The sequence below is a fragment of the Desulfothermus naphthae genome, assembly GCF_054657475.1.
In genome coordinates this window covers 919,605-933,205 of record NZ_BAAHYQ010000003.1, presented here as the reverse complement: position 1 = coordinate 933,205, position 13,601 = coordinate 919,605, and the positions used below count along the sequence as shown (strand labels likewise).

12 protein-coding genes are annotated in these 13,601 nt (G+C 39.1%); 6 read left to right on the top strand and 6 right to left on the bottom strand.

Annotation, left to right across the window (positions count from 1 at the left end; genetic code table 11):
• The 6 genes from ACYQ1E_RS16265 to ACYQ1E_RS16240 form a co-directional block, all read left to right on the top strand.
• A partial coding sequence (locus ACYQ1E_RS16265; protein WP_459881776.1) for an FAD-dependent oxidoreductase occupies window positions 1–3,221 on the top strand: 3,221 nt, incomplete at its 5' end.
• Between the two features lie 93 nt (window positions 3,222–3,314).
• Window positions 3,315–3,764, top strand: coding sequence for a hydrogenase iron-sulfur subunit (locus ACYQ1E_RS16260; RefSeq protein ID WP_459879340.1), 450 nt, complete (start codon window positions 3,315–3,317; stop codon window positions 3,762–3,764).
• A gap of 28 nt (window positions 3,765–3,792) precedes the next feature.
• A complete protein-coding gene (locus tag ACYQ1E_RS16255) occupies window positions 3,793–4,749 on the top strand; it encodes a (Fe-S)-binding protein (protein WP_459879342.1) in 957 nt (318 codons plus the stop codon).
• A gap of 14 nt (window positions 4,750–4,763) precedes the next feature.
• Window positions 4,764–5,792: a 4Fe-4S dicluster domain-containing protein gene (locus tag ACYQ1E_RS16250; protein ID WP_459881773.1), complete on the top strand. Its 1,029-nt coding sequence runs from the start codon at window positions 4,764–4,766 to the stop codon at window positions 5,790–5,792.
• 22 nt (window positions 5,793–5,814) lie between these two features.
• Window positions 5,815–6,654 carry an FAD/NAD(P)-binding protein gene (locus ACYQ1E_RS16245; RefSeq protein WP_459881770.1) on the top strand — a complete coding sequence of 280 codons (840 nt, stop codon included), beginning with the start codon at window positions 5,815–5,817 and terminating at the stop codon, window positions 6,652–6,654.
• 289 nt (window positions 6,655–6,943) lie between these two features.
• The gene (locus ACYQ1E_RS16240) at window positions 6,944–7,141 is read left to right on the top strand and encodes a hypothetical protein (RefSeq protein WP_459881767.1); all 198 of its coding nucleotides are present in this window, start codon (window positions 6,944–6,946) and stop codon (window positions 7,139–7,141) included.
• A gap of 140 nt (window positions 7,142–7,281) precedes the next feature.
• Here the strand turns inward: ACYQ1E_RS16240 and ACYQ1E_RS16235 are convergent, their stop codons facing one another.
• Genes ACYQ1E_RS16235 through ACYQ1E_RS16210 form a run of 6 tightly spaced genes read right to left on the bottom strand, consistent with a single transcriptional unit; the run spans window position 7,282 to window position 13,572 of the window.
• Window positions 7,282–8,199: an RAMP superfamily CRISPR-associated protein gene (locus ACYQ1E_RS16235; protein ID WP_459881764.1), complete on the bottom strand. Its 918-nt coding sequence runs from the start codon at window positions 8,197–8,199 to the stop codon at window positions 7,282–7,284.
• 24 nt (window positions 8,200–8,223) lie between these two features.
• Complete coding sequence (locus tag ACYQ1E_RS16230) at window positions 8,224–8,712, bottom strand: hypothetical protein (RefSeq protein ID WP_459881761.1); 489 nt, start codon at window positions 8,710–8,712, stop codon at window positions 8,224–8,226.
• Window positions 8,709–9,833 (bottom strand): type III-B CRISPR module RAMP protein Cmr4, encoded by a 1,125-nt coding sequence (gene cmr4, locus ACYQ1E_RS16225; protein WP_459881758.1) that lies wholly within the window; start codon window positions 9,831–9,833, stop codon window positions 8,709–8,711. Before cmr4 ends, ACYQ1E_RS16230 begins: the two co-directional genes overlap by 4 nt.
• A gap of 49 nt (window positions 9,834–9,882) precedes the next feature.
• Complete coding sequence (locus ACYQ1E_RS16220; RefSeq protein ID WP_459881755.1) at window positions 9,883–10,272, bottom strand: HEPN domain-containing protein; 390 nt, start codon at window positions 10,270–10,272, stop codon at window positions 9,883–9,885.
• Window positions 10,235–10,591, bottom strand: coding sequence for a nucleotidyltransferase domain-containing protein (locus ACYQ1E_RS16215; protein WP_459881752.1), 357 nt, complete (start codon window positions 10,589–10,591; stop codon window positions 10,235–10,237). The genes ACYQ1E_RS16220 and ACYQ1E_RS16215 overlap by 38 nt, the downstream gene beginning before the upstream one ends.
• Window positions 10,588–13,572: a CRISPR-associated protein Csx11 gene (locus tag ACYQ1E_RS16210; RefSeq protein ID WP_459881749.1), complete on the bottom strand. Its 2,985-nt coding sequence runs from the start codon at window positions 13,570–13,572 to the stop codon at window positions 10,588–10,590. The genes ACYQ1E_RS16215 and ACYQ1E_RS16210 overlap by 4 nt, the downstream gene beginning before the upstream one ends.
• Between the last annotated feature and the right edge of the window lie 29 nt (window positions 13,573–13,601).

Below are 13,601 nucleotides of genomic sequence, written 5' to 3'. Positions count from 1 at the left end.
GGACAGAAAAAGAGATGCCTGCCTTGCCAGAAGAAGTAAAGGCAGCAAAGGAAGAAGGAGTTAATTTTCTATTTCTAGCTGCACCTCAGGAAGTTTTACATGAAAATGGAAAGGTTGTTGGATTGAGATGCATTAAGATGGAATTAGGTGAGCCTGATTCATCTGGAAGAAGGCGTCCAATTCCAATACCAGATAGTGAATTTGATTTAGAGGTAGATCAGATAGCAGCTGCAATTGGTCAGAGGCCAGATATATCATGTTTAGAAGATGTAACTGGGATAGATTTTACCAGATGGTCTACAATAGAGACCAATTCTATTTCCTATGCAACTAACAGGGAAGGCGTATTTGCTGGTGGTGATTGTCAAAGTGGTCCCTGGATAGTAATTGGTGCGGTGGCAGCAGGAAAAGAAGTAGCTATTTCAATAGAGAGGTATTTAAATGGAGAAGATTTGGAAGCAGGCAGAGAACCCAAAAAGATAGATGAGAATTTTGAATATAGACCAATTCCAGAGACAGAATCTCCTAAGGAAAGGGCCAAAGAAAGGGAGCTTCCAGTTGAAGAGAGAAAGGGCAATTTTAAGGAAGTGGAACTTGGATTAACAGAAGAAGAGGGACGCAAAGAAGCAGAAAGATGTATTAATTGTAGTTATTGTTGTGAATGTTTTCAGTGTGTAAAGGCCTGTGGAGCAGGTGCTGTAACCTTAGAGACCCATGCACAGCAAAAAGAAGAGGAGATTTTAGAGGTAGGAGCAGTAGTTCTGGCCCCTGGTTTCAATCCTTATAATCCCAAGGGATTGGATAACTATGGATATGGATTGCTTCCAAATGTGGTTACAGCAATGCAGTTTGAAAGGATCCTTTCTGCATCTGGTCCAACAGGTGGCCATCTAGTTAGACCATCAGACCACAAAGAGCCCAAAAAGATTGCATGGCTTCAGTGTGTGGGATCCAGAGATATAAATAGATGTGAGCATGGATATTGTTCTTCAGTATGTTGTATGTACGCGATAAAAGAGGCAGTAATTGCCAAAGAACATGCAGGTTCAGACCTTGAATGCGCAATCTTTTACATGGATATGCGCACCTATGGAAAAGACTTTGAAAGATACTATGAACAGGCCAAAGAAAAACATGGAGTAAAGTTTATCAGATCCAGAATCCACACCATAGACCCGGTTCCTGGAAGTGATGACCTTATTGTGAGATATTTTGATGAATCTGGAGAGATGAAAGAAGAACAATATGATATGATAGTGCTATCTGTTGGTCTTGAAACTGCTAAAGATTCTATTGAACTTGCCTCGGTTTTAGGAGTGGAATTAACCAAGGGTAAGTTCTGTCAAACCTCCAGTTTTAAGCCTGTTTCCACATCCAAAGAGGGAATATTTGTTTGTGGTGCCTTTCAAGGACCAAAGGATATTCCCTTAACAGTAATAGATGGTTCTGCAGCAGCTGCAGCAGCATCAGCACTTTTAAGTGATGTGCGTTTTACCCAAACTAAAGAAATAGAAAAATTACCAGAGAGGAACATAATTGGGGAACCTCCACGTATAGGCGTGTTTGTATGCAGGTGTGGAACAAACATCGCAGGAGTTATAGATGTTGATGCTGTGAGGGATTATGCAGCCACTTTGCCTTATGTTGTTCACGTAGAAGACAACATGTATACCTGTTCCCAGGATACCCAGGATAGAATAACTGAAATTATAAAACAAAAACAACTCACAAGAGTAGTGGTAGCTTCATGTTCTCCTAAAACCCATCAAGCTCTATTTCAGGAGACATTGATAAAAGCTAGCCTTAATAAATACGTATTTGAGATGGCAAATATTAGAAATGAAGACTCCTGGGTACATAGATATAATCCAGAAATTGCCACACAAAAGGCCAAAGAATTGGTGAGAATGGCAGTAAATAAGGTAATTTACAAAGAGCCTCTTGAGGAAATTGAGCTAAATATAGATCAAAGGGCCCTGGTTATAGGCGGTGGTGTTGCAGGACTCAGTGCTGCAATAAATCTCGCTAAACAGGGATACGAGACCCATATTGTGGAAAGAACAGACAAGCTTGGTGGAAATGCCCTAAAACTATATAAGACTTGGACAGAAGAGTCTGTAAAAGAAGGCTTAAATAGCCTAATTAATGAGGCAAACTCATTAGACAATCTCTATATCCATTTAAATAGTGAGATAATAGATGTTGATGGCTTTGTTGGTAATTTTAAGACAACAATAAAAAATACCTCTGGAGAAGAGATCATAGAGCATGGTGTTACAATAATTGCAACAGGTGGAGCAGAATATCAGCCAAATGAGTATTTGTATGGACAAGATGATAGGATAAAGACCCACCTTGAGCTTGATAAGATGTTTATGGATGATGAGCCTAAATTAAAAGATGTAAATACAGCAGTATTTATCCAATGTGTTGGCTCAAGGGAAAAGGATAGGCCCTATTGTTCCAGGGTATGTTGTTCCCACTCAATTGAGAGTGCACTTGAGATTAAGAAGAGAAATCCAGATGCAAAGGTATTTATCTTATACAGGGATATAAGGACCTATGGTGAGAGGGAGTATTTATATGAAGAGGCAAGAAGAAAAGGGGTTATCTTTATAAGGTACAATGTGGATGAAAAGCCTGTTGTGACTAAAGATGGAGATAACCTAATTGTAAAAGTAAAAGATCATATTACAGGCTTGCCCCTTGAAATAGAGACCGATCTTTTAACCCTTGCTACAGCTATAGTTCCCTATAAGGATGAAAAACTTGCCCAATTTTATAAACTCCCATTAAATGAAGATGGATTTTTTGTTGAAAAGCACGCAAAACTTGGTCCTGCAGAATTTGCCACAGATGGAGTATACTTGTGTGGTCTTGCACACTATCCAAAATCAATAGACGAGTCTATTGCCCAGGGACTAGCTGCTTCAGCAAGGGCAATTACCTTACTTGCCAAGAAAAAGATATTCTCCAGTGGTGAAGTCTCTGTGGTTGATCCAAGAAAGTGCGTTGGTTGTGGTGTTTGCGTAACGATTTGTCCCTATTCAGCACCCAGGATAGTGGAAGAGGAAGGACCAAATCAGGGCAAGGCAGAGATAAATCCAGCTTTGTGTAAGGGTTGTGGCCTGTGTATGGCATCGTGCAGGTCTGGAGCGATTTCCTTAAAGGGTATGGAAAATCAGCATGTTTATGCAATGATAGAGGCCATTGCTGTTTAAGCTTGAACTAAATATCAGGGCCTTAAAAAGAGGTAATATGTTTCTTTTAAGGTCCTGTTAAAATAAAAAACTTAATTACCAGGAGAAGCCAAGATGACAAACTTTGAACCAAAGATAGTTGCATTTTTATGTAACTGGTGTAGTTATGGGGCAGCTGATTTAGCTGGTGTTAGCAGGATGGAATATCCTGCAAATATCAGGATCATAAGGGTGCCCTGCTCTGGAAGTATGGGCCCAAAATTTATTCTACAGGCCTTTAGACAGGGTGTAGATGGTGTATGGGTATCTGGCTGCCATCCAGGCGACTGCCACTATATTAGTGGCAATCTGTACGCCAGACGGCGGTTCGCTGTATTAAAGAACTTACTTGAGTATATTGGGATTGAACCTGAGAGATTACATTTTACCTGGATATCATCAGCAGAGGCAGGGAAATTTCAGGAAAAGGCCAAGCAAATAGTGGAAACTGTTAAGAAAGTCGGTCCTGCAATGAAGAAAAATAAACTAATAAAGAATTTAAGTCCCGTTGCCTTAAACTTATAAACTTGAGGGCAAGGTTGTAGGAGGATATATGTTAGCTGAATATACAAAACAATTAAGAGACACGGCAAAACGTCTTTTAAAGGACAAGAAGGTAGATTGTGTCCTTGGTTACAGAAAAGGCACAATTCCTTTGGTTGACGCCCCATATTTTGCTTATACAGAGGAAGATTGTGATAATTTAATCTGGTCTAGCTTTTGTACCAAAAATCTGGCAAAGTTTCTAATTAAAAGACAGGATAAAGTAGCAGTAGTTGCGCAAGGATGTGTTAGCAGATCTATTGTGGGGCTTATAAATGAGAATCAGGTAAAAAGAGAAAATGTGTATATCTTAGGTATATGGTCTCCTGGAATGGTGGATAGATGGAAGGTTTATGAAAAAATAGGTGGCAGAGAAATTGTGGAAGCTGAGGAACAAGGGGATAAGATCATTGTTAGAGGTGATGGATTTGAAGAGGCCATAAATAAAAAAGAGGTATTAAGACAAAATTGTCTTACCTGTATTCATAGAAATGCGGTTTTATATGATGAGTTTATAGGAGAAAAAGGCGAAGACACAGGTGGTGGTGATATAGATCAAGTTGCTGCTCCCTGGGAAAAACTCTCTATTGATGAGAGGTGGGAGAAGTTTAAAGATACATTTAAGGAATGTATTAGATGTTATGCATGCAGGAATGCATGCCCCCTATGTTATTGTGCTGAGTGTTTTGTAGATGAGTCCAGACCCCAGTGGTGTGGTAAGACCCATGATGAGGCAGATGTTTATACATTCCATATCTTGCGGGCATTTCACTGTGCTGGAAGATGCGTAGATTGTGGAGCCTGTGAGTCTGCCTGTCCAATGGGCATAAAGATGAGAGTGCTCACCTCTAAGATAGAAAAAGACATAAGGCAGATGTATAACTATGTACCAGGATTGGAGATAGGCGCAACTCCACCTCTTAGTGTGTATAGGCCCGATGACCCAGAAGAATTTATAACCCCATAAAAAGGAAATTAGCTATGGGATATAAATATTTGGCAAAACAAGACATAAAAGAGCTCTTTGATAAGGTATCCAAATTAGGGGATGTTTTTGCCCCTGTAAAAAAGGGTATAGAAGTAGTTTGGTCAGAAGTTCAAGATGTATCTAATGTATTATTTGATTTTAAAAATACATCCCTGTCTCCCAAGGGTTTATTTTTCCCTCAAACAGAATGTATGTTTGAATTCAAGAACAACCCAAGGGCAGAGGATGGGCTTATTTTAAAAGAAGTGCCCCCTCTGGAAAAAAATAGAGTGATTTTGAATATCCGACCCTGTGATGCAAGGGCATTTTCTATCCTGGATAAGGTATTTATGAAAGATGAAGATTCATTGGATGTGTACTGGAAGGATAAAAGGGACAAGACCACATTAATTGGACTTGCCTGTAATAATCCTGCTTCAACCTGTTTTTGTACCCAGGTAGGTTCTTCTCCCTTTGGAGAACAAGGCCTGGATGTGCTTATGATAGACCTTGGGGATAAGTATCTGCTAAAGCCCATTACTGATAAGGGAAAAGATATCTTGGATGGATTTAATGATGCATCAGATGAGGATGTAAAAAAGATAGATGAGCTAAAAGAAAATGCAGAAAACAAAATAAAAACTAAACTCTCAATGGATAATATTTTGTCTAGAGAGATATTAGAGGTATATGAACATCCATATTGGGATAGGTTGTATGAGACCTGTTTAAATTGTGGTGCATGTACCTTTTATTGTCCAACCTGCCACTGTTTTGATATTCAGGATGAGACAAAGGGAGAATATGGAAGGCGAGTCAGGATTTGGGACACATGCATGAGCTGGCTATTTACCCAACATGCATCAGGACACAATCCAAGGGGAACTAAAAAACACAGGGTTAGACAGAGGTTTATGCATAAGTTCAAATACATGCCATTTAAGTTAGATGGAGATATAGGTTGTGTTGGATGTGGTAGGTGTATTTTAGTATGTCCTGTAAATATAGATGTGAGGGATGTAGTAAATAATTTAAACAAATAAAAAAACAAAAAGTGAGATGGCTATGAAGAATCCATATAAACCATATCCAGTAAGGATAAAGAAAGTAGAGATAGCCACAGAAGACAAGAGTCTTCGCACCTTTGAATTGGAATTTATAAATAAGGAAGATGCGAAAAAATTTGATTATATGCCAGGTCAATTTGCAGAATTATCCATACCTGGCTATGGTGAGTCTCCAATTGGAATAGCATCTTCCCCAACAGAAGGCGATAACCTTTTGTTTACTGTGTTTAGAATAGGTAGGGTGACAACAAAGCTCCATTCTATGCAGGAAGGGGACATAATGGGAGTGAGGGGGCCACTTGGCCATCCATATCCATTAAAGGATCTTGAAGGCAAGAATATAGTTATAATTGCAGGTGGTTATGCTGTAACAACTTTAAGATCCACCATGGTGTGGTTGCTTCATCCAGATAATCGTTCTAAATATGGAAAAATAACATTTATATATGGAGCGAGGACTCCAGGTCTTCTTTTATACCATGACCAGTGGCGTGAGTGGCAAAAGAGAGATGATGTGGACTGTCATATTACAATTGACAGGGAAGTAGAGGGATGGGATGGCCTAGTTGGCTTTGTTCCAACCATAACCGAACAAGTAGCTCCAAATCCCGAGAATTCAGCGGCAATAATTTGTGGACCACCAGTAATGATAAAATTTACCCAACCTGTATTGGATAAACTTGGATGGAAGGGCGAGCAGATAATAATGAGTTTAGAAAACAGGATGAAGTGTGGAATTGGTATATGCGGCAGATGTAATGTAGGTCCATATTATGTGTGTAAAGATGGTCCTGTGTTTAGAAAATCACAGTTAGACTTTTTACCCAGAGAATATTGATCAAATAATTTTTAGCTACTCTAGGATAACCACTGTAGGGGCAATTCATAAATTGCCCCCCATGTTAACGAACCTTCCCTCCTCACCCTAAAAAGTTTTAAAAATTTGCCATCCAAATAATAACTTTATATAAATTCCCCTTGCCATGCTTATAAAAGGTGTTTTATATAAAGTTTATGCACAAAAAGTACATCCAAAATCCCCATGATGTCTTTGTAAAGGAAGTCTTTTCTCATATCCAGAAAAATGGATAGAACAAGGGCGAATAGAAGGACAGAGGGAAGGACGGATGGAAGGCATGATTTTAGAGGCCCAGGAAATGGTTCTCGAGGCCTTGATAGAGAAGTTTGGACTCATTAAGCCAGATTTATCCGTTAAAATTAAGGGAATTGTAAATAGAGAGGTTTTAAAAAGTTTGCATAAACTGGCCATTAGAGTAGATTCCATACAGGAATTTGAGGAAAAATTAAAACAAGTTGAATTGTAAGAGCTGTATATTATGAAGTGACAGTGAACAGTGAACAGAATAAAATTTTCACCTCAAGTTAGGAGGGTAGATATTGTTCCTTTTCTTTGCAGGTTAACTTCTTAGAGGAAGATTTTTAAGGGCCCTTTACTGGGCATTTATTATACCTTTGAGATGAAGAGATATAAGCCAAAGACTGATACTTTAACCTTAATATCAATTTTAACCACTGAACCTGGGGCAAAGCAAATGAAAGGATGGGAGATATTCCATCCCTCTTTTGTATAAGCATAACCCGTAAAAGGCTCTATGCTTCCTTGAATGAAATTTTCTGAAAGTATTTTGAAATTAAACTCCTGACAACTCAGATCAGCTGCTAAGAGATGAGAAGTCAGGTGATTTCCTTTTTCAAGAATCAGCACTACTTCATCATTTATTATCTCTGCTCTGATTCCTCCAAGAGCTTTACTATTATCATCTTCCCTGAAATATTTAACCTTAACCCTTCCCCATCCATATCCTGTCTCTCCACCGAGACGAATTGAGTCAAAAACCTTTTTTAAGCTAATTTCATCTTTAGCCAAACAAAGGATCACATCGTCCTTTCTAAAATTGATTTTCTCAATTCCAATTTCACTCTTATAATTAAGCTCTTTCACCCACAAATCCCCTATTAGATAAACATCCTTATTATGCCTTGTTTTCGGTGCAATGAATTCGATTTCGTAGAGCTCTCCTTCCTCTGTTGCCTTTCGGTTATAGTCAATGGGCTGTCCCATATAACCGAATTTGAAAAGATAATCAAAATCATCATATTTCCATGGAAAATAAGGCTTTTCGCCATCCAACGAGGGCCAAAGGTAACCAAAGCGGATGTTTTCATTAAGGAAATTACCAACTTTTTCATATAATTTTGGATTGCTTCCAAAGTAATCTCTCGTAATCCTTGCAGTAAGAGCACCCCATAGGGTTTTGCCAGGCACATATTCACGGGTTTCCATAAGATTGCGAGATTTCCGTTTTCCTATATGAAGAGGTGAAAGAAGCTTTAAAATTATACGATAGTGAATGAAGCTCATGCAATTTTCCCCTCCTCGCTTCTTTTAGATAGTATATGCTTTTGCGTGGAATCGCACATAAATCAAAATTTGTTCCCACAACTCCCGCACGAGCAATAATTTTTTAAGATCACTTGTAATTTCAGAAACAACACGGAGTATCTCAGTTTTTGAAGTGTTAACTTCACCAAATTTTTTCTCTGGCCAGAAATCTTCATACCTAGGTAAATTTTCAATAAATTTTTCAGGATTTAGTAATGTATAAAGCCATGAAATTATTTCTGTTGCGCATCTTTCCTCTGGCGACATTTTATCTTCAAAGTCTTCTTTTCCACTTCTGCTCATAAGAAAAAGCATTGCAGCATAAATACCCTGAGATTGCAGAACACCAAGAGTTTTTGTTGCTATGTTTTCAAGGTCATCTTTTTTGACAATCTTAATGGATTTACCATCTTCATTCAAAACTTTTCCGACAATTTCTGAAATTTTTTGTGCAGTCATGGATGCTATGTAATCAAGATTAGGACTTTTCATCTTTTCCCTCCTACATCTTCCTTAACTCTCCAACAATCAATGTTTTTAATCCGCCCAAATCCTCTTGTGCCCATACCGCCGATACCAAGATGCTCTGCCCATTCAAGACCAAAGTTGACAATGTTTATCGGAGCATTCCAATTTAAACTTTTCATAACATTTTTAAGTGCCTCGTAAGACCTTTGAACTTTTTCCCAATATTCATCTTTTCTTTTAGCAAACTCAGCTTCACTTTCATCCTTATTTTTAATCGGGCGCTTGTTGATATATCCTAACTTTTTCAAGACACTCTCAACCTCGATCTCATTTTCAGTAATTTCCGCAGGGAGAGAAATCTTTTTAACTTCTTCATAAAGTTCTTCCCATATCTTCTTTGATGGAAATGCATTTCTGAAATCATCCACTACCACATCAAACCAAAGAAATGTTGCTCTTGGAATAGCTTCGTAGGTAAAAAGTGCACCTTCCTCTGCTGCGCCGGTTTCAGGGTTTATGGCTACTGAGGTGCGTACTTCGAGGTTTGAATTAACGATTTGAGAAAGGAGGTTTGAAGAAACAAGGACTATACGATCTTTAACAGGCTCTGGCAGTTTATTTTTTAAATCATCTTGAGGAGTCCAATTCTCTTCTTTTTTTAGCATTAACCACCCAAGATTTATAAAATCTCCATCAGTAAGACCACTCCATTTAGCTCTGTTCTCTTCGACAGAAGTATTATTGCTAAAACCGGCATCTCTTAATACCTCAACACTCGTTACCCATACAGGACCGACCATTGAATAGACTGGAAAGAGTAGGATTCTGGCGTCCATAATCGAGACGATACCAGAGAAAGAGTCTTTGCCTCCTTTGCTGTAGCCAAAAGTATAGCATATAGGACATTTTTGAAGTCCACAGTGATTGCTATGCTCAGTCTGTCCCTGTCCTGCACACCGTAGTTTTCCATATCTTCTTGCAGCATAAGCCCTAATAGCACCGTGAAGAGCAGTAGCTGGAATCTTGGGAAGTTTTGTTCCAGGTTCTCTGACAATTGTATTATCCACACGCCCCAACATCATTCCGCCAGTTCCTATATGAACAGGGTCAGTGGTCATAATTAAAAACCTATAAGTTTCAGGCATCTTTTACCTCCTCAAGCAGTATCGCGCAAATTTGATATTTTGTGGAATACTATAATCCAATAAATTCCAAAATTTTATTAAATAATGCCTCAGCAAGTTTTATCGCTTCTTCCGAATCCTCTCTTCCTGGAAGACCTTCTGGAAGCATACCAGGTAACGTATCAGGATAGCGTGTTGGAATGTAATAAATGTCAAATTTCAAAAAAATATCTTTATTGACAAATGGATGCTCAGCAGGAAGTAAGCTTATCAATTTGGCTATAGAATGAGTTCTTGGAGGAACCTCATCATAAAAGTAGAAAAGAGCTTTAATAGATTTCTCTACACATTGCTGTGCATGAAAACAGGAAAGATGGTAAATTCTCTCTTTATAAGCAAGCTTAGCCAATTTCAGGTCATCTTCAGCGAACCTTAGCCGTGCCTTCACCTCTTCTTGCATTATATATCTCCTTTGCTTTTGGCAGGATCTCTTTTTTAAAAAAGAGTCGAGTTTCACTCAAACGTTTAAATTCATCCGGTGTATAAACAAAGATGTCAAATACTTCCTTAGGTTTCAGAATTCTAAGCACTTCTTCTATCCGTTTTAGAAATGGTTTTGAAGTGGATTTTATTATTATCATGTCAATATCTGAGTTCTCATTAACCTCACCCGACGCAAGTGAACCAAAAACCAAAATACGTTCAGGCTTGTATTTCTCACTCAGGATAGTAACGCATCTATTTAACTCTTTTTTGAGCCTTTCCTCTGTTATGTTCATTCTCTGCCTCCCGATTTTTCCTTCATTATGTGATGAAAAAGATAAACTGCATCGGCAAAATAGCCGTAAACTGCCATATCTGTAAGCCATTTAAGCTTTGCCTTGAATTTATCCTCGGTATTACATCCAGGATCATCCTGACTCCATTTCCACTGCCATTGGGCGTTCACAAACAAATTATGACAAAATTTTTTAAAACTTTCATCTTTTAAAGAATCCTCAGCCTCACTAAACCACTCCTCACGCTTTGTCTCGATTATTTCTCTGAGGGAGAATATTTGGGTAGAACTTAGGCGTGGCTTTTTTACTTTATCTTCCAGATGCTTTGGAATTTTTGCAATAAAATTCCAAATTTTTTCAAGAATTCCAATTTCATCCAGAAAATAAGGTCTTGTCAGTAAATTTTTACGCCTGCCTTTACAATCATAGGCAATTTCAAACCTGCGAGCATTAGTTTCAAGAAATTCAAAATCAAAGGTAGCTGGGGTAAAATAAATTTTATCACCACTCTTCAGCTCACCTGCATGGACAAGCCAGGAATGATTTGAGTTCCAAGGATTTTTAGCTTTGTAGTAGCAGTTACGGTCAGTTGGCTCACTTAAGGATTTAAGAAACACATAGGGATACCAGCGATCTTCAGTCTGTCCATCACCCATAATAGCGGGAATATACCATGTTAAAGTGCGATTTCCTTGCTTAAGAAGGATTTCAAACAATTCCTTAAACTGACCGTTTTTGTCTTCATGCAAACTTTCAGGAAGTTTATCTCCTCTTTCAACAGACTTTCGAGCTTGATTTACAACTTCCCATTGCTTATAGTTCCATTTTTGTTTTAGCATCCTTCTGCCTGCATCCAAGATTGCTCTAAGCGGCATCTTACGATAGGCATATACAACTCCGATATGTAAGGGCAAGCGATTTCTGACTTTGCCCATCTCCCTTTCATATTTAGTCTTGATAGCTTTCACAACTTCAAATGCCTTATCTGCTGGGATAATTGCCATAAAAACCTGTGGCTCTGCAAGAATGGAGATTAAAGGGATGTAGTTATCTTCCAGATATTGAACACCGCTTTCCTTTGAAATAGTAAAGGTAGCTACAGGATGGCCCGGACGTCCATATTCAGATGGTTCGTAAACAGATAGACCAACTTGCTCTTTTTGTAGCAACCGGATGAGATCACTGAATGACTGACCATATACATTGTCCAGATAGTCTAAATTCTCAACCACCCAAAAGCCACCACGATATTTCTCTGGAATATCCACATCACCATCCGGCACCCAGAGCACAGCCACTTTACGGTGCTGAATTTCTAGTTCGTAAGCGTGATATGGAAGCATACGGTTCTTTTCCTTTAGTTCTACTATTCCTTTAAGGAAAACGCGGGAGCGCTTTTTGTTAATAACTTGGCCTATTAAGGATTTAGCCAAGTCTCCTTTCTCATTCGTAGGAGCAACTTCTTGCCAGAATTTCCGTGTGGTTTCCCATATACGGCGAAGGCGAGCAAAGGAAGGATTTTTTGCTACTTTATCCGCTGTATGTCCGTTCTGATCATTTGGGGTTCGTACTGCAAGAGTGCGCACTAATGTCCCCTCCAGCCAGTGAGTTAAGTCAAAAGTGCTAACAAGAAGAGCTATACGACCGTTTTTGTCAGCCACCTCATCGATCCAGATGGTAGCCATTGAACGACCAATATTGACTGCCCACTGTTTTGCTCGACCTTCCCGACGCTTTTCACAAACATCACACATCTTGCGGCGTTGAGACGTGGGAGATTGTTCCTGAGGACGCAGACCGCAAATAGAGCAGCGCTCCTGGGGTTCTGGGAAATTGCACCACTGCTCGGCAACCCATTGGGGATCAGGTTGAAGTGCTGGAGTTTCTTCAAGGTGTTTCTCTATGGGCGGTAACTTGGACTGTCCGTCCCAAGGATTCTTGTCTAAGCAAAACGCTGGTACAATTTCGCCTTGCAAAGCCAAATTCTGATCGTTCCGCACTATTCCTCCACGGAATTGCTCCATAATAAGTTCTCTGAGAGTTTGAGAATTCTGAGAATTACGCTCCGAATCTGTTAGCTCCAAAAGATTGTGAATATCTGGCACAACAAAGACAGGGCCGTTTTCGTCTCGATAGACTTCCAAAGCCAAGGGATACTCTACTTCCAGTAGATCCATCACTTTATTCCAGGCGTCTTTGAGCAATTCCTGTCGGACCTTTATATCTGGGATAGAAGGTGCAGAGAGAATATATTCTAGACCGTTGGTGCGGATGGAAAGGAGTCGCCATTTTATATCTTTTGGTTTCCGTTGTTCACAGGTAAGAACACATCGGGCAATCTCGGCTTTATAAAGCGCAGCTACAATGGATGACCAATCCCAAAGAGTGACCTCGTTAATGGGACAGCGGGTGTCGCCCCAAGCTTCTTTAAAAATAGGTTCTAAAATTTTCAAAAATTTATTCAGGGTTTGTGAACTTGGATTGAAAAAAAATTGAGATAGAGCCTTGATGACAGGTTTTTCCACTAATCGGCATAAAAATCCAGATGGCTGTAAATGATCATAACCAAGAGGAGTGGACAGCCAATCAGTCGCTAACTCTAAACATTCGTTAACTTCTAGTTCCTTTTCAATATGTCCGCTTCTGTGTGCTCGACCAAGAGTTCTTACTAAAAAGGCAATATTTTTCTCTGCCTTACTAGGTTCACGTCCTATTTCAATTAGATTTTTAACATTGAAGTCTTCTGACTTCTCACACAAAAAAAGCGTGTTTTTTTCTAATATCTCGGAAAATTTTCTAGGAGCACACTCTTTTCCTCTTTTCTTCCATTCTTGAATTTTATTTCGATTAACAAATTTGTTTCTTTTCCAGTGGGAAGCTACAGTCATATCAATGCATTTCTGCCAATCATGTAACCATGCAGCCAATTCCGCCTTCAAAATCTCTTCACGCTTATTCCGAAGATCTTTCAAATCAGCCACGGCTTTTGCCTCCTGTAATATCCCGTAGA

Excerpts from the sequence above, each read along its gene's own strand:
- ACYQ1E_RS16240 (WP_459881767.1), top strand. The coding sequence starts at position 6,944 with ATGGAAGGCATGATTTTAGAGGCCCAGGAAATGGTTCTCGAGGCCTTG.
- ACYQ1E_RS16220 (WP_459881755.1), bottom strand. The coding sequence starts at position 10,272 with ATGCAAGAAGAGGTGAAGGCACGGCTAAGGTTCGCTGAAGATGACCTG.
- ACYQ1E_RS16245 (WP_459881770.1), top strand. The coding sequence starts at position 5,815 with ATGAAGAATCCATATAAACCATATCCAGTAAGGATAAAGAAAGTAGAG.
- cmr4 (WP_459881758.1), bottom strand. The coding sequence starts at position 9,833 with ATGCCTGAAACTTATAGGTTTTTAATTATGACCACTGACCCTGTTCAT.
- ACYQ1E_RS16255 (WP_459879342.1), top strand. The coding sequence starts at position 3,793 with ATGTTAGCTGAATATACAAAACAATTAAGAGACACGGCAAAACGTCTT.
- ACYQ1E_RS16250 (WP_459881773.1), top strand. The coding sequence starts at position 4,764 with ATGGGATATAAATATTTGGCAAAACAAGACATAAAAGAGCTCTTTGAT.
- ACYQ1E_RS16260 (WP_459879340.1), top strand. The coding sequence starts at position 3,315 with ATGACAAACTTTGAACCAAAGATAGTTGCATTTTTATGTAACTGGTGT.
- ACYQ1E_RS16230 (WP_459881761.1), bottom strand. The coding sequence starts at position 8,712 with ATGAAAAGTCCTAATCTTGATTACATAGCATCCATGACTGCACAAAAA.
- ACYQ1E_RS16215 (WP_459881752.1), bottom strand. The coding sequence starts at position 10,591 with ATGAACATAACAGAGGAAAGGCTCAAAAAAGAGTTAAATAGATGCGTT.
- ACYQ1E_RS16235 (WP_459881764.1), bottom strand. The coding sequence starts at position 8,199 with ATGAGCTTCATTCACTATCGTATAATTTTAAAGCTTCTTTCACCTCTT.